Raw genomic sequence first — 19,207 nt, forward strand, 5'->3', positions numbered from 1 at the left:
TAGCAAAGTTCACGCTAATTCACTTTGCATTAGCGCTTGTTTTGCTTCTTGTTTAGTATCTCCTGTACGCATGCTCATGCCAAATTGAAAATCTACACCATTTTCTGGAAGAATATTACATTGAAAGCTGAAACCAGTAGCAAAACCTTTTTGTTGACTACGAAGATCTCCAATCATGATTCCTTTCATGCTTACACTACGATCATTTCCAAGTGCTTGTATCACTGCTTTACCATCTTGTATACCTTCATTATTTATATGCTTTGCTATAACAGTCTCATCTACACCTTCTACTACTCGAGATATTCCCTCTATATTTGCTTGATTATGTAGCTGACCACTTCTTGTTAATGATTGACGTAAATCAGTATTTAATTGATCCTGCTCCGTATCATCCTGTTGCCCTAACTTATTAGCTTCTTCTTCAACACGCTTATTATATTCTTCGCCATTATTTGCCTCAACTTTATTTACTGTTTGACCTCCATCGTTTTCTATGTTTTTTTGACCAAACATGTCTTTATTGATGGCTCGAAAAATAAGAAACGGTATCAGTGAAATTATTAGATTTAATACAATGCACAGAATTAAAACCACAGCAGCAGCTATACAGATTAGAGATTTAACTATAAACTTTATTACTTTAGATAATTTAGAATCATCTTTTTGAGCACTAACAGCATTCAAAAAAAGCATAGTTAAGCTAAGAGATAATGCTGTTATAGCAGTAGGCACGATGATTGGAACAAGTAAAAAAGCGTTGATTAATTTTTTTCCAGAACTAGTTGGTTTAGTGCTATTATTCAGTGATGCAAGATAGTTTTGACCAACATTAGTAATCCATTTTGTACCAGACAAGACTCTTTTACTATTCTCTTCCAACATTTCAAATTTCATTAGCGCCACCAGTTTTTATAATAATGCTAAATTATACTAAGAATTAATATACAATCAACCCAAATTTCTACTTCCGCACTTTTTCATTGTTGCTTACAATGATTATAGCTACATGATTTACTCATGTGCTTTTCTTGATTAAAAACTTCAACTATTCATTGTAAGCTGTTGAATTTCTTATCATAGTATCTGTCATCCCAGTGCTCAGACACTGGGATGACAAAGGAGGAAGCACTGGAATGACAAGGTTATAGGTGTCATCCAAGTAGCGTGACACTTGGATCTTTCTCAACAATTTCAAAAAAATCTATCAAAAGGAGGATTATCATGTCCACAATAATTTTATCATCAATTTTTGGTCAAGCAGGCAGCATTTTTGGTCCAATTGGCCAGATTATCGGCTCAGAACTCGGTGCTCTTCTTGGTGCGCAGCTTGATGGTGCGATGTTTAGCCTTGATGCTGAGCAGAAAGTAACGCATGGTGCGAGACTAAAAAATCTGCAAGTTCAAACCTCAACCTATGGCACTGCTCGCATTGCAGGGAACATTATTTGGTCACAGCCAATAAAAGAAGAGGCGATAACCACCAAAAGCAAAATTGGAAGAGGTATGAATGTTGAGTATAATTACTATGCAACGCTTGCAATTGCGATCTGCAAGGGGAAAGTAGAAAAATTAAACAGAATCTGGGCAGATACAACATCACTTAGCTTTGATGAAATAGATTATACTTTTTACCGTGGTACAGAAGACCAAAATCCTGATCCATTTATGTCGTCAATCGAAGGTGTGCCGGCTTATAGGGGAATATCTTACATAGTCATCAAGAATTTTCCTTTAGCAGACTATAATAACCGCGTTCCGGTATTCACATTTGAAGTGCAGACTATATTAAAGCCTAGCGGATTTTCAGTAGTAGAAAATATTCAGAATATCAATATAATACCAGGCTCAGGAGAGTTTGTATATGATACAAAAATACAGAAGAAAATCGCGCAAGAGAAAATAAGCAGCAACCAATATATCCCATATGGGCTAGCACAAAGGGTAAATCATAACAACCACACTAGAAAGAGCGATGCAGTGCTTTCTTTGGATCAATTAAAGGGAGATTTACCAAATGTTGAGTGGGTATCGGTAGTAGTCAATTGGTTTGTGAATGATCTGAACATTAAAGATTGCAAAATATACCCTGCAGTTGAATTTCAAGATGATTCCGCAATATTACCTGATGATTGGCAAGTAGGAAGTAGTACCAGAGATGATGCTCAGCTAATTTCAAAAGACGATAATGGAAACCCAAGATATGGTGGCACAGTTAGTGATTCAGCGCTAATAAGATATATAGAAGAGCTACACAGCAGAGGCTACAAGGTGATGCTCTATCCGATGCCCTTACTTGATACAAAGAACAAAGAGTGGCGAGGAAGATTGAGTGGGGCTCCTCAAGATATAAGTGATTTTTTTAAGAATCAGTACAACAAATTTATAGAGCATTATGCAAGCATTGCCAAACAAACTAAAGTGGAAAGGTTTATCATTGGTTCTGAATTTGTTGAACTTACCAAAATCAGAGATGAAAAAGGTAATTACCCTGCAGTGGCAGAGCTAGTTAAGCTTGCAAAGCAGATAAAACTTGATCTTGGAAAAGAAGTAACAGTAACTTACGCTGCGGATTGGAGCGAATACCACTCATATGATGGTTGGTATAATATGGATGAACTGTGGTCTTCACAGTTCATCGACGTTGTTGGCATAGATGCTTATTTTCCACTGACTGATGGTCTAGAGCCTCCTTTTGGCTATTATGCGGAAGATGTAATGAGTGGTTGGAGCAGTGGAGTGGGGTATGATTATTTCTATGATTACTCAAAAAGTGAGCCTGAAAAAGTAAAGTATAACGACAGCAGGTATGCGTGGAAAAATATAGAGAAATGGTGGAGTGAAACTCACATAAACCCCGGTGGTGGTAAAACAAAATGGCAACCAAAAATGAAAAAATATGGTTTACTGAATATGGATTTCCCAGTATGAACGGCTGCACTAATGAGCCAAATGTGTTTGTTGACAAAGGCAGCATAGAGAGTAAATATCCACGATATTCAAACGGAGAGGTGAGCTTTCTTTCACAAAAAATTGCAATTGAAGGAACGCTAAAGAAGTGGCAAGGCTCAGAAATGGTAGAAAAAATGTTTCTCTGGGCATGGGATGCAAGGCCATTTCCTTACTTTCCCAATTTATGTGATGTGTGGGCTGACTGCCATAACTGGCAGTCAGGACATTGGATTCAGGGAAAGCTTTTACAGCTTAATATTTCCGATGTTTTATTGGATTTGTTACAAAAAACAGGTTTAAAAAGCAATCAGTTCGATACAAGCAACGTCAAAGGGTTATTGTCTGGATATGTGATAAACGACCAGCAACCCGTACGTTCAATTATTAAAATGCTGCAAAGTTGCTATTTTTTGATGTGGTTGAACAGGGCTCTAAACTGAAATTTGTCCAAAAGGGCAGAGGAGTTACAATTGTAATGCCAATTGGTGAAACGGTTTTCAGTAACAATTCAAAGCAAATGCAACTTGTTAATATTAGTCAACTGGATTTAAACAATAAAGTTAACGTCGTTTATTTTAATCGCAATTTTGGCTATCCAATTGATGTTAAATATGCTGAGTTGCCAAAGCAAGGCACTGCTGCAACAGTTGAAATACCGCTCATTATGGAGGAGGGAGAGGCACAAAATATAGCTGAGGTTTTACTTTATTCTTCGTGGCAAGAGAGAAATATATACAATTTCAAGCTGCCGATAAAATATGCGTGGCTTGTGCCAAGTGATGTAATGACGATTTTAGACGGTGAGAAAAAGCATACGGTGAGAATTATAAAAACAAAATTTGAAAGCATGTCCATTCAAGTAATTGGCGTTGGTTATGATCACTCTATATATAAGCTTTCTTTTCCTTTAACAAGGTCACTTATGCTGAAGGAATACCCTCCTTCTCACATCAGCAAAACCATCATAGAAATGACAGATTTACCGTATGTTAAAGGTAATAGCGCAAGCTTTACTTTAATTAATGAGGAAAAGAATTGGAAAGGAGCAACACTCTTTATTTCGTACAACGATAAGGATTATAAGCCTATCACAAGCATAAATAAACAGTCTACTTACGGATATGTAATGGAATCTACCGATGAGGGGCTTGTAATAGTATTACGTTTTGGTAAGCTGCTAGGAATTATCGTTTCAAATTCAGCATTAATCGGAAAAGAGATAGTGAAATTCCAGAGTATTAAACTCATAGATAAAAATAAATATAAGCTTAGCAACCTAATTAGAGGGCAAAAAGGTACTAAAGAGTATGAGCATACAGGAGGTGAGAAATTTACCTTACTTGATGATTCAATAATTTCTTTTGAAGTGCAATCAGGGAGAAAATTTTACCTCAAAGCAGTGACTTATGGTGATTCGTTGGATAACACGGAAGCAAAGGTCCTGAACAATTGATGCTCAGTATTTAAACTTAAACCTGAATAATTGAAGATAAGATATTGAAATTCACGCTTTTTATGATTTTAGCTTAAGATTCCAGTGTCCGCTACTCGAATGACATCGTTTACTATGTAACATTGTACTTATACTAATGAAAAAAATATATTATAATCAAGTATATTTAATCCAGTAAATCATTAAGTGAAAACAGCTCTTTCGCAAAATATCATCTCTCTTATTATGATATTGTCTGTAGCAATTGTCGATATGGCAACTGACCTATACTCAGTTGCACTACCAAGCATTGCCAATTATTTTAAAGTAGAAGGCAGTGTAGTGCAGCTTACAATTAGCTTGAATCTAGTTGGATTTGCAGTATCTGGATTAATTTATGGTCCATTATCGGACCATTATGGTAGGCGTCCAATGATGCTGATTGGTATGGCAATTTTTACTTTGGCAAGTGTCATGTGTTATATAGCCGACAGTATTATGCTCTTGATACTAATTCGCTTCATACAAGGAGCAGGGGCTGGTGTTGCAGGTGTTGTTGGGTATGCAGCAATAAGGGATATGTACTCGGGTAGTGAATACTCGAGAGTAATTTCAAAGTTAAATTTGGTAGTGGCACTCTCACCTGGAATAGCTCCAGTGGTGGGCGGTTATATAATTTCACATGGGTATAGTTGGAAATTTTTGTTTTTTATTATATCACTTGCGGCAATTGCTATGCTTATTTTTATTTACTTTAAGTTACAAGAAACACTCACTGTGAATAAAAATGAAACCAGTATAACTACTAATATCTTCAAGCAATATATATCAATATTTAGAAATTATCGTTTCCTTGGGTTTTCAGCCATTCATGGATTAACTTTCATGTGGCTTTGGGCATATGTTGCTAACTACCCGTTCATATTTGAATCAATGGGCATTGAAGTACAGTATTTTGGCTACCTCATATCGATCATAGTCATATTTTACATAATTGGAACTTTAATTAATAGAAGGTATGTACCAAAAGTAGGGGTTAGCAAAATGCTAATAATAGGTTTGGTGTTACCGATAATATCCGATAGTTTATTGGTATATTTTTATTTCGCGGACAAGTTAAATATATTAATTCTTCAAGTTGCCTGGATTCCAGCCAATATTGGGCTTGCATTAGTAATCAGCAATAACGTAACTTCTGCTTTAGAAACGATCAAAGGTATAGGGCTTGGTAGTGCAGTCCTCTCATTCTGCAATATGATGTTTGGGGCTATTGGAATATATATAGTAGGAAAATTTTTTCGCTATGGCATTTTACCAAATTTACTATTAACAATAATATGCTCTACAATTGCAATTCTTATGTACAGCCTGCTCAAATGTACTGAAAAACACGGGCATTATTTGCGTGATCCAGGAACATAAAGGTCATAGATTATTAACGGTTTTATTATAACAATATAGTTTTAAAGAGAGGTGTGGGATGAGTAATGTAAATGAAGATATAGGTAATGATTTAATTCAGGCTGCTAAAAGCGGTAATATTGATGATGTAAAAAATCTGTTGGATGAAGAAGGAAAAGTACAGGTTAATGCAACAGATGAAAAAGGGAAAACTCCTTTACATTGGGCTGCTGAAAATAACAACAAAGAAATAGTAGACGCCCTAATAAAAGCAAAGGCAAATGTTAATATAAAAGATGAAGATGGCAGGACTCCTTTCGATTTTAGTATTAACGAGGAAATAAAAGCTCTATTAACAAACGCACAAAACCCTGATGATGGTTCAGTGGGTGGATCATCAACTTCACAAACAGAAGAACAGCCGAGTTCTTTTTTTGGTAGTTTGTTTAGTATACTTATGAAGCCTTTTTCATTAATTGCATCATTTTTTGGTGTTTTTTTTTCATGGTTGTTTGGGTCTAACAAAGAAAAAATTGATGAATCTACATCACAAACCGATGCTAATGTTTCTCTACTTAGATCCGATTCATTAGACGAAGGAGATAATAGTGGTGATCGTTATAGTGCAACGGACACGGATGTGTAGAGTAATGCAAGAGGTCACTGAATATAAATCAGTTTCTCACACACACATTTTACTACATGATCTGCGCTGATATTAAAATGCTCATAAAGTGTTTTATAAGGTGCTGATTCTCCAAAGCTTTTCATGCCAATAAATATACCGTTTGAACCTATATATTTATGCCAACCCATTTCACTTCCAGCTTCAATTGCAACTTTGATGCTGTCATTATTTAATATCGCTGCTTTATATTCATCACTTTGCTCATCAAAAAGCCTCCAGCATGGCATAGAAACAACCCTTGTACCTATACCCTTTTCCTGCAATTTCTCCCTTGCTTCAACTGCAATTTCAACCTCGGACCCCGTAGCAAATATTGTTACTTTTAATTCTTTTGAACATTCACACAAAATATATGCACCAAACTTCGATAGATTAGCAGATTGATCGATATCAGAATAGAATTTGCGCATGTAACTTACGTTTTGCCTTGAGAGCGCAAACAGTGCAGGTGATTCTTTTTTTTCGAGTGTAATGCTAACACACTCTAGAGTTTCAACTGCATCGGCTGGCCTAAAAACATATAGATTTGGTATAGCACGCAAAGAAGCTAAATGCTCTATTGGTTGGTGAGTTGGGCCATCTTCTCCTACTCCAATTGAATCATGAGTCATTACATATATAACCTGCTGCTTCATCAACGCTGAAAGACGTATAGCAGGACGACAGTAGTCGGAAAATACCAAAAAAGTGCCACCATAAGGAAGAATCGCGCCGTGAAGTGCCATACCATTCATACATGCTGCCATAGCGTGTTCTCTCACTCCATAGTGGACATAAGAACCACTATAATTATTACTATCTATTACCTGTATGTGCTTATATTTAGTGCAATTTGACCCAGTAAGATCAGCAGAACCGCCGATTAATTCCGGCATATGTTGTGTTAAAAGTTCCATTACCATGCCGAAAGAAGAACGTGTAGCTTCGTTTGGCATTAGCTCACATATTTGTTTCTTCAGGTCAGCTAAAACATTATCGATATTGTCTGGTAGACGTTTATCTAACCGTCTTTGAAGTTCTTTATTTTCACTGGATCCCAGTGTCAAGCACTGGAATGACACCGAATTGCTGTTATCTGGCAGACGCTCATCTAGTCGCCTTTGAAGTTCTGCATGATATCCTGTCATCCCAGCATTCTCTTCTGTCATCCCAGTGCTTGACACTGGGATCCATTCTTTTTCTTCTTCACTGGTCACATGCTGGAATGACAATGAATTGTAATTTTGTTTTGCTCTCTCAACAGTTTTCTTCCAGGCATTTTTCACATCTTCTGGCACATGAAATGGCTCGTAATTCCAATTTAATTTCTCTCTCATCTGTTTGATGTCTTCCTCCGAAAAAGCACCACTGTGAGCAGAGGATGTGCCAGCACGGCTTGAAAATTTTCCGATAATAGTTTTACAGCAGATCATTGTAGGTTTATCAGACTTTTTTGCTTGCTCTATTGCAAGGGATATGGCATCAAAATCATGGCCATCAATTTTGTCAACATTCCATCCATACGCTAAGAAGCGTTTCTCTACATCATCAGAGCAGGAAAGGCAAGTAGTGCCATCTATAGAGATATCATTATCATCAAAAAGGGCTATTAATTTATTCAATTTAAGATGCCCAGCAAGTGATGCTGCTTCATGGCTTATTCCTTCCATAAGACAGCCATCCCCTAGCATTACGTAAGTGTAGTGATTGATTCTGAATTGCTTTTTAAGGATTGATTCAGCAAGTGCCATGCCAACAGCAGCGGCAAACCCCTGACCGAGCGGGCCTGTTGTTGCCTCTACCCCGGAAGTCAAGCCAAACTCTGGATGACCTGGGGTCTTGGATCCCATTTGCCTAAAGTTTTTTAGCTCATCTATGCTAGTATAACCTGTCAAATATAATATTGAGTATAGTAAAATTGACCCATGACCGTTTGATAAAACAAAGCGATCTCTATTGAACCATTTAGAATCATCAGGATTATGATTCAGATATTTAGCAAACAAAACAGTTGCAACATCTGCCATGCCAAGTGGCATACCTGGGTGTCCAGAGTTTGCTTTTTGTACTGCATCAATTGATAAAAAACGGATGGCGTTTGCCATAGATTCCAAATGTGAATGATTCATGTGTTAATAGAAAAACTTAAAAATGAAGTATAAAAGATTATATCAGCAAAAACAAGTTGACACTGAGTGCTAAAATCCTTAATAATCTAAAGTTAAATCGTGAGAGTTTTTATATGACAACTGTTATCACTAGAAAGTATAGGATTAGCCGTAGACTTGGTGTAAATTTATGGGGTAGAGCTAAAGACCCAGTAAACAAAAGGAAATACCCTCCAGGTCAACATGGTATTCTTGGATTCAAGAAGTTATCCGACTTTGGTAAGCAGTTTGCTGCGCATAAGAAATTTAAGTTTTACTATGCGATTTCAAGTAAGCAGCTCAGACGTACATTTTTAGATGCTTATAACAGAAGGGGTTATACGGCTGGTAATTTTATCGGTATTTTAGAATCAAGGCTCAGTTCTGTTTTATACCACTCTAGTCTTGTGCCAACAATTTATGCAGCGAAGCAGCTCATATCTCATAAGCACGTTACAGTTAATGATAAGGTGGTCGACATATCGAGTTATCGAGTGAAACCAGGTGATATAATAAAAATAAGAGAAAGGGCAGCAAAAATCCCTGTAGTAGTAGAGGCTGAACAAAAACAAGAGCGCAAGGCTCCGGATTATTTAGAGACAGATAGTAAAGAGCATTCAGTGAAGTATTTGAGGTCACCTCAATATTCTGAGGTTCCTTATTCAGCAGACATGGAAGTCAATTTAGTAGTAGAGTTTTACTCTAGATAGATAAAAAAAAGCCCGTGTGGCGGAATCGGTAGACGCAGCGGACTTAAAATCCGTGGGTTTTGCGACCTTGGGAGTTCAAGTCTCCCCATGGGCACCAATTTAACTTAGCAGATAAATACAAAAAAGTATGAAATGGCTTGATATAGAAGATATTGTAGAAGCTCTAGAGGAAAAATTTCCAGATGAGAATATAATTAATATCAGATTCACTGAGCTTAAAAAAAAGGTCTTGAGTTTAGAGGAATTTGATGATGATGAAAAACGCTGTAACGAGAAAATACTCGAAGCCATTCAAGCAGCTTGGATTGAGGAAAGATCTTAACAAATAAGAAATAACTATCGCTATTAAAAGTTAGCGCGTGACGCTGGAATCCAGAAAAAAAAGAAAAATGGATCCCAGTATCAAGTACTGGGATGACAACAAAAAAGAAGGAGTCTAAAATTCGGACACCGTATATCATTCATTTTAGACAATACTGTACTTTTTAAATCTAATTTAAAATTCACTCAGGTTAATAATAATTTAACTAATTACAATTAAAACAGCTAGAAGGTTAATTATGAGGCAAAACAAAAATTTTTGAATGGAACGACTTACTTAACAAGTGCTACGTTAAGGTAGATTGTTACATAAAAATACTGCTTTTATGGTGTGAGGCTAGAGGTTTGTAAAGTAGTTAGAAGGTTGTCATCCCAGTGTTAGCTACTTGGATTTGGCACTGAGGAAATCCAATGTAGTAGTAAACCTTACTTATTTAGTTATACTAGAAACAAAACAGAAAAATGCTCAAACGTAGCGGTCCAAAAAAATTAAAGTCTATAATTGAAAATTACGCATTAAAATGCATGAAAAATAAGATTAGCAAAAATGAAATACGTCTGATTTTAAACTGGCGAAATATAGTAGGGAAAGAAATAGCAGAGTGTACAAAACTGAAAAAGATCTCATATGCACAGAATGTAAATTCTGGTGTATTGCATCTAGTAGTAACAAATGGCAGTAAAGCATTAGAAATTCAGCATATGATTTCTCTTATAATAGAAAAAATTACGATATTTTTTGGCTATAAAGCAGTATATGGTATAAAAATTAAGCAAGAGAGTATTGACTATTTGACTATATAAGATAATCTAAGTACATAGAATAATTTGGTATATTGAAGTGAGTAGAGTTTGTGAATTAACAAATAGAAAAAAATCTTTTGGTAATAAGGTATCACATTCGAATCGTAAAACAAAGCGTACCTTTCTTTTAAATTTACATAAGGTTACGTTGACAAGTGATATATTGAATAAAAAGTTTAGATTTCGTGTGGCAACAAGAACTTTGAGAACTATAGATTACAAAGGTGATTTAGATGCTTTTTTGCTCAACACAAGAACGATTAAACTAAGTGAAAAAGCGCAGAAGATAAAAAGAAGGTTGAAAAAAGTTTTAGTAAAGCAAGAGGTAGAGTTAGCCGTTTCAGATGCATAGCAAACCTCAATGGCTCAGAGCAAAAGCTCCGACCGGTCAAGTATTCAATGAAACTTTAAACATCGTTAAACTGCATAACTTACATACGGTATGTGAAGAAGCTGCATGTCCAAATATTGGTGAATGTTGGAATAAACGTCATGCTACTGTGATGATTCTTGGTTCTGTTTGTACTCGTGCTTGTGCTTTTTGCAACGTTGCAACTGGCATTCCTGATAAACTAGACCCTCATGAGCCAGAAAATTTAGCAAAAGCGATAAAAAAGTTAAACTTAAAACATGTTGTCATTACCTCTGTTGATCGTGATGATTTACCAGATGGTGGCGCAAATCAGTTTATACAGTGCATAGAAGAAATTAGAAAGATAACTTCAGAAACAGCAATAGAGATTTTAACTCCTGATTTTTTAAATAAGAAAGGAGCATTTGAAGCAATTGCTGTTGCATCACCTGATGTCTATAACCACAATATTGAAACAGTGCCGAGATTGTATGCAAAAATAAGACCACGAGCTCGCTATTTTCATTCACTATATTTGTTGAAGATGGTAAAGCAGATTAATCCTAAAGTTTTCACAAAGTCAGGGCTTATGGTTGGTCTTGGAGAAACAAAAGAGGAAATACTTCAGGTTATGGACGATTTGCGCAGTGCTGAGGTTGATTTTATTACAATTGGTCAATATCTACAACCAACTCCAAAACATGCAAAACTTGATAGGTATGTTACCCCAGAGGAATTTGAGCATTATAAATACGTTGCTTACTCCAAAGGTTTCTTAGTGGTTGCATCAAGCCCACTAACTCGGTCATCATACCACGCTGAAGAAGATTTCAACAGGCTCAAGGCCTGTCGTTGACATTTGTGTTAATTCAAATTAATTTTTACTAATTATAAAGGAGTTGAGCGACTTTACGTAATGTCTACTATAAAAATCGAGAAGAAATCACAATTAGTTAAAGAGGTATTCGATTCCGTGGCAAGTCGCTACGACACCATGAATGATATAATGAGCCTCGGAATGCACAGATTATGGAAAGATAAGATGGTAAATAGTGTGCATTTTACAAAAAACTCTAAGATTTTAGATGTTGCTGGAGGAACTGGAGATATAGCAATAAGAATAGTAAGAAAAGAGCCAAGTGCTAAGGTTACAGTATGTGACATAAATCAAAATATGCTAAGCAGAGGACGTGATAAAGCTATAAATTCAAACCAAATTAATTTTGATTGGGTATGTGCGAATGCAGAAAGTTTACCATTTGAAGACTACGAATTTGACTATTGCACAATAGCTTTTGGCATTCGAAACGTTTCTGAACGCAAGAAGGCTTTAAGTGAGGCGCACAGGGTATTAAAACCACATGGAAAATTTATCTGCTTAGAATTTGCCCCTATGCACTATCAAAATGAGATATTTACCAAACTTTATGACTTATATTCATTTAAAGTAATTCCTAAAATTGGCAGCATAGTTGCTAAAGACAGGAGTTCTTATGAATATTTAGTGAAGAGCATTAGAGAGTTTCCAACTCAGGCTGATTTTAAAATGGAAATTGAAGAGGTAGGCTTTAAGAATGTTGAGTTTCATAATATGAGCTATGGAATAGTGGCATTACACATTGGAACAAAATGAATATTAAATTCTGGTATAGAACGCTGGATTATTATCTCATCCTTCCAGTGTTTTTTTTGCTCACTATAAGCTTCATTCTTGTTTATTCAGCAAGCCCTGTAATTGCGCAGCGTCTTTCTTTACCACAAGATTATTTTATACGGCGCCATACAATTTATATAGTCCTGTCACTAATTACCCTGGTGACATTTTCTTTTCTCAACACAAGAACTATACTTAACCTCTCATTCGCAGGTTTCATTTTATTTACTATTTTAGTGGCAGCTGCGATAATACTTGGTATAGAGGTAAAAGGTGCGAAACGATGGTTACATATTGTCAAAATTTCAGTTCAACCATCTGAGTTCGTAAGGCCATTTTTTTCTGTTGTTATAGCTAGTATCTTAGCCAGCGGAATGAAGTTTAAAATGCACATATCAATCATAATATTTCTGTTAGTTTTTGTGTTGTTACTTTTGCAACCTGATTTCAGTATGTCCATGCTTTTAACATATTCTTTTATTGGTCAAATGTTTATTGCATGTACACCACTTTTATACTTTCTATGCATAATAGGAATGGCCACAACTGGAACTACAATAGCTTACTTATGCCTCCCACATATAAAGCAAAGGATTTACAGTTTTGTCTTTTTTACGCAACGCGATAACTTTCAAGTCACAAAATCATTAGAAGCATTCAAAAGAGGTCAATTAACTGGAGTTGGACCTGGTGAAGGTAGCGTAAAAACCTCTCTTCCTGATTGTCATACAGATTTTGTGTTTTCTGTTTTAGCAGAAGAATTTGGTTTGATTACGTGCTTAGCCACATTGATGTTATTTGGCATCATTTCCGCCCGCTTGCTTTACGTTGCATATAGAGAAAATGAATTATTCAATCTATTGGTGATTCTTGGTATCTCAATTCAATTCATCACACAATTCATAATAAACACAGGGGTAACATTGAGTGTTTTTCCCACCACCGGCATAACCCTGCCACTACTTAGCTATGGTGGTTCTTCTCTTTTTTCTTCGAGCATCGCACTTGGCATAATGCTGTCTTTCAGTAGAAATCAAGCTATCGCATTAAAGTTTCGTGAGCGTGTTATGCTTGTGGACTAGTGGTCACCCGCTCACACCTATTATTGGTACCCCTCCAAAATGGGTATCTGTTCAGATGAGTGGCAAGAGATATTATGAAATCTGAAAGAGTTATATGGAAATTTTTCAGAAAATATTCCACTGACATGCTGAACAACAAATACATCACTATGTCGTTTATCGCAAAAACTTATATTTTTCGTGACCGTTCACAGATTTCCACTTAATTCTTCAATCTCACTAATAGAAAGGCCAGTAAACTTGACAATAGTGTTGATATCAACATTATTAGCCAGCATTGCTTTTGCAACTTCAATTTCCCTTTCTTTTCTACCTTCCTCTTTAGCAAGATCAAGTCTGTATTCAAGAATGGCTTCTTCTTTGCGCAGATCCATTATTCTTTCTTCATAAGCCACTAGATCTTTTTCATTCCAGTGAAACTTATCTAATTCATCATATGCTAGCTTTATTATTGGTGATTTTTCCGCGATTTTTCTGATATCTTCGTCCGTTGTTTCATCTGCATATTTGAAAAAAAATAGCCAACGGTCTACTACATTTTCTAGTTGTTCTTCTCTACTCTTAGGAAATTTTGGCAGCTCTATGAAGATAAATTGAAAATCTTTTAAGTCATGCTCATTGGTTTTCTCATCTCTTATGGTATGGCTAGATATATAGTCAAGCTTATCAGGGAATAAGGTGCAATTTGAAATCGCGATAAAGAAAATCTTCTTTAAATCAACGTATTTACCAGATTTATCAGCTTGTCTTGAGTAAGCCTTAGCAGCATAAAGTTGTGCACGTTTTTCAAAGCCTTTATCACAAGTGAGCTGCATCTCAATTATATACCTGTTCCCACTAGAATCCCTGCAAAGAACATCAACAATGCTTTGTTTATCAGAAGCAATTTCAGGGTCTATAATGGTGCTTAAGAATTCTACTTCTTGTATAGTATTGACTTCAGTACATCCTAAAATATCGTTCAAAAAGTGAATAAGAATATTCTTATTTTTTTCAGTGCCAAAGATTTTCTTAAATGTTAAATCTAACTTTGGATCGAGAAATTTAGAAAGAGCCATAGTAAAAATACTGAGAAAAGATTAATAATTATACACTATTATTAACAACTATTCAACCATATTTTTAAGTATAGCTATACCGCCGCGGCCGCTAACACGTAGCGGGATGACGGTTGTCAGGCTAGCTGTCATCCAAGTAGCCGATACTGGGATCCAGAAAAAAGGATGATGTCATGAAAGTAGCTGACACTGGAATCCAGCAGATCAAGCTTTCCGCTCATCCCCAGTTATGCCTTGTTCTTCTTCTACTTCATCCATTTCAGTACTAGGTTTTAACATCATATATGTGATACCACCAACTGCTAGTGCTGCTGTTGCAACTGCAACCGTTCCAGTTGCAAAAAGTGCCACTGCTACAGCAGTGCCTAATAATGCGGTTGCACCACCGGCAGAAATACTTTTATGTAAATGCTTGGTGCACCAGTTGTTTTTCTTCTGCTTCTTTCAGAAGCTTCTTTATAAAGTCACGTTCAGCTAAATCTCTCGGAGTTTTACCATCTTTATTCTTTAATAAAGGATCTGCACCATTTGCTATAAGAATTTTTACTGCTTCTGTATGGCCCTTTACAGCAGCGCGATGTAAAGGAGTAATACCTTTTGTTTTTTCTAGATGATCAGCCTTTGCATTAACATTTGCCCTATTTGCTATAAGAATTCTTGCTATCTTTGTATGACCTCCTTCACCAGCACAATGTAGAGGAGTATATCCTTTAAATTCTTCTACATTAGCCTTTGCATCAACCTTCGCCCCGTTTTTACTAGAATTTCTACTATCTCTGTATGACCTCCTCCAACAGCAAAATGTAAAGGAGTCATCCCTTTGTATTCTACATCAACACTTGCATCATTTTCTATTAGAAGGTTTACTATTTTTTCATAGCCACATAAAACAGCTAAATGCAATAACGTAAATCGATCATATGCTATTAGTGTATCATCTTTAATTTCAAATAGGTAATCTACATCAAAACCAGCTTCTTCCCATTTCTTATATTCTTCTGGGTATTTCTTTAATTTCTCTTTTATTTTGTCAATTACGTTGTCTTTACTTAAGCCTTCCTCCTTATCAACCGCGCTTAACATTCTTTTCAACTGCTCATAGTTCATTGTCATAATTTTAACCCTACTTCAATAATATTTTAATTATCATGTATTATGGCAAAAAAATCAACTCATCTCTTCCAAAGGTTCTATATTAAAGATGGAAAGTCCAGAAGCGATGACGTGCGCTAAGGCTTGTACGAGAAACATTCTTGCAGCGGTGAGGTTTAAGTTGTCTTCCAGTATGAACCGCATGTTTAAATCACTCTTGCCATACCCCCATAAAACGTGAAACGCTTCTGCAACTTCAAGTAAGTAGAAAGTAATTCTGTGTGGCTCACAAAGCCTTGCCGCTGTTTCTATCACATTTGGCCACTTTGCTAAGGTTTTTATGAGGAAGAGCTCCCCATCTGTCTTTAAAAGTGAAGGGTCTGCTGTTGGGAGCTCTTTTGGAGCATTACGCATTAACGAATGAGCACGAGCATGAGCATATTGCACGTAAAAAATAGGGTTGTCTTTTGACTGTTCTTTAACTTTAGCAAAATCAAAGTCCAAGACCATATCATTCTTGCGTGTTAACATTATAAAACGAGTTATGTCCCTGCCAACTTCTTCCACTACATCTCTTGCTGTGAGGAAGTTTCCTGATCTTTTGGACATCTTAACAGGTTTGCCATTCTCGAAAAAATTCACAATATTATGCAGTTTTACCTCTATTTTTGCTTGATTATCACTCAGCGCAGAGACGACTGCTTTGAGCCTTTCGACATAACCGCCGTGGTCACTACCAAGCTCTACAATCATATTGTTAAAACCACGTGATATCTTATCAAAATGGTAAGCGATATCTGAGGCAAAATAAGTCCAACTGCCGTCCTCTTTCTTCAATGCACGGTCAACGTCATCACCAAATTTTGTAGAGCGAAATAACATCTCTTTTCTGGGAGTCCAATTTTCACTTTCTTTGCCTTTTGGTTTCTCCAGGTACCCTTCATACACCAAACCCTTGTCAGACAATATCTTTATACTCTCTTCAATTTTGCCACTTTTTTGTAGCTCATACTCTGAAGTAAAAACATCATGACTTACCCCAAGTAAGTTCATGTCTTCCTTTATGAATTCTAAGATAGAACTTAAAGTATATTCCCTAATCACCTGATTATCTTGCTTTTCTAGAAGCTCCTTGCCATATTTTTTGGCCAGCCCATTCCCTATCGGTTTTAAATATTCACCTGGGTATAAACCTTTTTCGATGCTGATTTTTTCTCCCAGAGCTTCCTTATACCGCAAATATACTGACTTTATTAGTGTATCTATCTGTGCTCCAGCATCATTAATATAGTATTCCTTAGTAACTTTATAACCAACTTTTTTCAATAAATTTGCCAGAACGTCACCAAATACTGCTCCTCTTGCATGACCAATATGCAGTGGACCAGTTGGATTTGCAGATACAAACTCAACATTGATGGCCTGATTGTTCCCTATATCTAGGGTGCCAAACTCTGTTTTCAGCTCATTTATTTGTTTTAAAATTCCATGCCATACTTCTATTTTTAAGTGCATGTTGATGAAACCAGGGCCTGCTATTTCCACTTTTGCAACTTCATCAAAAGGTTTAAATTCTCTTGCTAACATCCCTGCAATCTCGACTGAATTCTTCTTTTCATGCTTTGCAAGCACCATAGCAACATTTGTATAGATATCACCATGTGCTCTATTGCTTGGAGGCTCTACAATAAAATTTGCCGCACTTGTATTTATGAAACCCCTTTGCTTCAACTCATTTAATTTGCTGGAAATTAGAGAGGAAACCTGTTTGAAAATGTTCATTAACCAAAAAGCTATAAGACTTGTAGCAGTATAGCGAATAAGTGGGGCTAGTTGAAGAGTTATCTTAACTATTTTACTTTCCTGGATTAGGAAAGTTATAGTTTATATTAAGTCGTTGCCGTAACCATGGTAAGAGAAAGCCATACCTTCGCTGTAACTAAGATCATTATTATCAGTCGTAGGTTCAGGCTCAGGTTCTTTCTTTAGCTCATTCTCAGTATCAGGTTCTTTCTCTAGTTCATTCTTAGTATCAGGCTCTTTCTTCAGTTCATTCTTAATATTTTCTTTCAGTTCATTCTTAGTCTTATCATCAATCTCAAACTTAAGACCTTTCTTCAGTTCATTCTTAGTCTTATCATCAATCTCACATTTAAGACCTTTCTTCAGTTCATTCATAGTCTTATCGTCAATCTTACACTTAAGATCTTTACCACATTTATTATGAATTAACTTACTCTTATTGACTTTACAATCATCCAGCTTTGTGAACAAATTAACTCTCACCATGTCACTGACAGAACATGTATCAGGTGGTAATGAACATGCACGATTTGTATTTTTTTGATTTGGATAAGAACAGGTGCTTTTTAACATAAAATAATTCCATTAGTAAATGGAGTTATTAAAAAATTAACTATAAAGTGAAAATGTGTACTAACAATGTACACATTTCATTACTTTTATATAACATAAACAGTGCTTTCTAGCGTTGACATAAAGGGTTCAGCATATTGCTTCTCTAGTATAGAGAGGTTTATTGCTTTTACACATGCGTCACATTCAGGATTGTTATAACAATTACCCACGAGTTTACCACCTTTAATCTCAAGGTCATTCTCACTGCCCTGAATAATTGCTGCACACTCTTTAGACTTCAGGCCTGTTGGTAGTTCGGTACGAGCATTAACAATATCATCAGTTAATATATCGATTCTTGTTGAAAGCTTTGAAAGATCAACGGGTTCTTTAGGTTTAGGTTCAGGCTTAGGTTGTGGATAAGAAGGACAAGGGGGACAAGCAGGACAAGGTGGTATACTTAAATCGAAGTCAGGAAGCTGTATATTTAAGTCGAGTCCACCATGCCGCGGGTCAAAGCGATCATGTCGCGGATCAAAGCGATTATGGTAACATGGGTCAAAGCTATGATGGTACCGTAGATCAAAGTTATGGTGGTAACGTGGGTCAGTTATGCAAGCTGTACGTGCAGAAATACATGGATCCATACGTGGATACGGAGAAAAATTGTAAGTCATAAAAATCCTTTAAAAAGTAACTATTGAATTATTATAGGATAAAAAAGTTAATGATTTTATAATTTTGAGGTTAAAATTAGCATATTTGGGATCCTTAATTTGCAATATATTTTAGAATACGGTTTTAATAGTGATACAGTTCAATATATACGCTTAAGTAAGGTGGAGATTTATTATACAATAGTTAGAGGCAAACCAGCCATTATACAAGTAGTAGATATTAGAGTTCAGAAATTTTACTACGAGCAAAGATTTCAAAAAGGAACTGTAAGTATAGTCGTGTTGCTGAAATAAATTTTGGTAGAACTGCTATAGCCACTGCGAATAACAACTTGCTTATCCTCTCAAGCAAAATGTGAAACACATGGGTTCCCATGTGCTCTTGGAAGCGCGTATAGCTAGACACGCGTTTATGAGTTGTTTAAAAAACGATCCTCTAACAAAAAAAAACCAAATCCATCACAAGGATTGTGGCATGTATCATAGTAATTATGATACGT

General features: G+C 36.0%; 20 protein-coding genes, 1 tRNA gene and 1 pseudogene. 12 read left to right on the forward strand and 10 right to left on the reverse strand.

Features of this window, described 5'->3' with window-relative positions; all coding sequences use genetic code 11:
* Positions 1 to 9: 9 nt before the first annotated feature.
* Together OM966_RS04515 and OM966_RS04520 are read right to left on the reverse strand one after the other, a co-directional pair.
* Positions 10 to 885 (reverse strand): hypothetical protein, encoded by an 876-nt coding sequence (locus tag OM966_RS04515; RefSeq protein WP_264328975.1) that lies wholly within the window; start codon positions 883 to 885, stop codon positions 10 to 12.
* Between the two features lie 163 nt (positions 886 to 1,048).
* Positions 1,049 to 1,189: a hypothetical protein gene (locus OM966_RS04520; protein ID WP_264328976.1), complete on the reverse strand. Its 141-nt coding sequence runs from the start codon at positions 1,187 to 1,189 to the stop codon at positions 1,049 to 1,051.
* Between the two features lie 479 nt (positions 1,190 to 1,668).
* Between OM966_RS04520 and OM966_RS07365 the strand changes: the two are divergent.
* The 4 genes and pseudogenes from OM966_RS07365 (at position 1,669) to OM966_RS04540 (ending at position 6,431) form a co-directional block, all read left to right on the forward strand.
* Positions 1,669 to 3,392 (forward strand): annotated as a pseudogene (locus tag OM966_RS07365) (baseplate megatron protein TIM-barrel domain-containing protein).
* Positions 3,353 to 4,405: a phage tail protein gene (locus OM966_RS04530; protein ID WP_264328977.1), complete on the forward strand. Its 1,053-nt coding sequence runs from the start codon at positions 3,353 to 3,355 to the stop codon at positions 4,403 to 4,405. The pseudogene OM966_RS07365 and the gene OM966_RS04530 overlap by 40 nt, the downstream one beginning before the upstream one ends.
* A 225-nt stretch (positions 4,406 to 4,630) precedes the next feature.
* The gene (locus tag OM966_RS04535) at positions 4,631 to 5,806 is read left to right on the forward strand and encodes a multidrug effflux MFS transporter (protein WP_264328978.1); all 1,176 of its coding nucleotides are present in this window, start codon (positions 4,631 to 4,633) and stop codon (positions 5,804 to 5,806) included.
* A 58-nt stretch (positions 5,807 to 5,864) separates the two neighbouring features.
* Positions 5,865 to 6,431: an ankyrin repeat domain-containing protein gene (locus tag OM966_RS04540; RefSeq protein WP_264328979.1), complete on the forward strand. Its 567-nt coding sequence runs from the start codon at positions 5,865 to 5,867 to the stop codon at positions 6,429 to 6,431.
* Between the two features lie 14 nt (positions 6,432 to 6,445).
* Here the strand turns inward: OM966_RS04540 and OM966_RS04545 are convergent, their stop codons facing one another.
* Positions 6,446 to 8,581 carry a transketolase family protein gene (locus OM966_RS04545; protein ID WP_264328980.1) on the reverse strand — a complete coding sequence of 712 codons (2,136 nt, stop codon included), beginning with the start codon at positions 8,579 to 8,581 and terminating at the stop codon, positions 6,446 to 6,448.
* A gap of 113 nt (positions 8,582 to 8,694) precedes the next feature.
* Between OM966_RS04545 and rpsD the strand changes: the two genes are divergently transcribed.
* From rpsD to OM966_RS04585, 8 genes are all read left to right on the forward strand, one after another.
* Entirely contained in the window at positions 8,695 to 9,309 is a 615-nt protein-coding gene (gene rpsD, locus OM966_RS04550; RefSeq protein ID WP_264328981.1) for a 30S ribosomal protein S4, read from the forward strand.
* A gap of 10 nt (positions 9,310 to 9,319) precedes the next feature.
* Positions 9,320 to 9,406 (forward strand) — tRNA-Leu (locus tag OM966_RS04555).
* Between the two features lie 30 nt (positions 9,407 to 9,436).
* Positions 9,437 to 9,631 carry a Fe-S cluster assembly protein IscX gene (iscX, locus tag OM966_RS04560; RefSeq protein WP_253308941.1) on the forward strand — a complete coding sequence of 65 codons (195 nt, stop codon included), beginning with the start codon at positions 9,437 to 9,439 and terminating at the stop codon, positions 9,629 to 9,631.
* A gap of 461 nt (positions 9,632 to 10,092) precedes the next feature.
* Entirely contained in the window at positions 10,093 to 10,434 is a 342-nt protein-coding gene (locus OM966_RS04565) for a DUF721 domain-containing protein (RefSeq protein ID WP_264328982.1), read from the forward strand.
* 37 nt (positions 10,435 to 10,471) lie between these two features.
* Positions 10,472 to 10,786 (forward strand): 50S ribosomal protein L28, encoded by a 315-nt coding sequence (gene rpmB / locus OM966_RS04570; protein ID WP_006279619.1) that lies wholly within the window; start codon positions 10,472 to 10,474, stop codon positions 10,784 to 10,786.
* Positions 10,779 to 11,642, forward strand: coding sequence for a lipoyl synthase (gene lipA / locus OM966_RS04575; RefSeq protein WP_264328983.1), 864 nt, complete (start codon positions 10,779 to 10,781; stop codon positions 11,640 to 11,642). The genes rpmB and lipA overlap by 8 nt, the downstream gene beginning before the upstream one ends.
* Positions 11,643 to 11,702: 60 nt before the next feature.
* Positions 11,703 to 12,419, forward strand: a complete 717-nt coding sequence (ubiE, locus tag OM966_RS04580) for a bifunctional demethylmenaquinone methyltransferase/2-methoxy-6-polyprenyl-1,4-benzoquinol methylase UbiE (protein WP_264328984.1) — start codon at positions 11,703 to 11,705, stop codon at positions 12,417 to 12,419.
* On the forward strand, positions 12,416 to 13,522 hold the full coding sequence (locus OM966_RS04585; protein ID WP_264328985.1) for an FtsW/RodA/SpoVE family cell cycle protein: 1,107 nt from the start codon (positions 12,416 to 12,418) through the stop codon (positions 13,520 to 13,522). Before ubiE ends, OM966_RS04585 begins: the two co-directional genes overlap by 4 nt.
* Positions 13,523 to 13,710: 188 nt before the next feature.
* On the opposite strand, the gene OM966_RS04590 is transcribed toward OM966_RS04585, so the two are convergent.
* The 7 genes from OM966_RS04590 to OM966_RS04615 all read right to left on the reverse strand — a co-directional run bounded on the left by OM966_RS04590 (position 13,711) and on the right by OM966_RS04615 (position 18,707).
* Positions 13,711 to 14,580, reverse strand: coding sequence for an Rpn family recombination-promoting nuclease/putative transposase (locus tag OM966_RS04590; protein WP_264328986.1), 870 nt, complete (start codon positions 14,578 to 14,580; stop codon positions 13,711 to 13,713).
* A gap of 204 nt (positions 14,581 to 14,784) precedes the next feature.
* Complete coding sequence (locus OM966_RS04595) at positions 14,785 to 14,931, reverse strand: hypothetical protein (protein WP_264328987.1); 147 nt, start codon at positions 14,929 to 14,931, stop codon at positions 14,785 to 14,787.
* A 49-nt stretch (positions 14,932 to 14,980) separates the two neighbouring features.
* The gene (locus tag OM966_RS07370) at positions 14,981 to 15,406 is read right to left on the reverse strand and encodes an ankyrin repeat domain-containing protein (RefSeq protein WP_405197145.1); all 426 of its coding nucleotides are present in this window, start codon (positions 15,404 to 15,406) and stop codon (positions 14,981 to 14,983) included.
* Positions 15,301 to 15,693, reverse strand: coding sequence for an ankyrin repeat domain-containing protein (locus tag OM966_RS04600; protein WP_264328988.1), 393 nt, complete (start codon positions 15,691 to 15,693; stop codon positions 15,301 to 15,303). Before OM966_RS04600 ends, OM966_RS07370 begins: the two co-directional genes overlap by 106 nt.
* 54 nt (positions 15,694 to 15,747) lie before the next feature.
* On the reverse strand, positions 15,748 to 17,454 hold the full coding sequence (gene argS / locus OM966_RS04605) for an arginine--tRNA ligase (protein WP_264328989.1): 1,707 nt from the start codon (positions 17,452 to 17,454) through the stop codon (positions 15,748 to 15,750).
* 102 nt (positions 17,455 to 17,556) lie between these two features.
* Positions 17,557 to 18,048, reverse strand: a complete 492-nt coding sequence (locus OM966_RS04610) for a hypothetical protein (protein WP_264328990.1) — start codon at positions 18,046 to 18,048, stop codon at positions 17,557 to 17,559.
* 86 nt (positions 18,049 to 18,134) lie between these two features.
* Complete coding sequence (locus OM966_RS04615; protein ID WP_264328991.1) at positions 18,135 to 18,707, reverse strand: hypothetical protein; 573 nt, start codon at positions 18,705 to 18,707, stop codon at positions 18,135 to 18,137.
* Between the last annotated feature and the right edge of the window lie 500 nt (positions 18,708 to 19,207).

The sequence above is a fragment of the Wolbachia endosymbiont (group A) of Andrena hattorfiana genome (assembly GCF_947179565.1).
GTDB lineage: Bacteria > Pseudomonadota > Alphaproteobacteria > Rickettsiales > Anaplasmataceae > Wolbachia.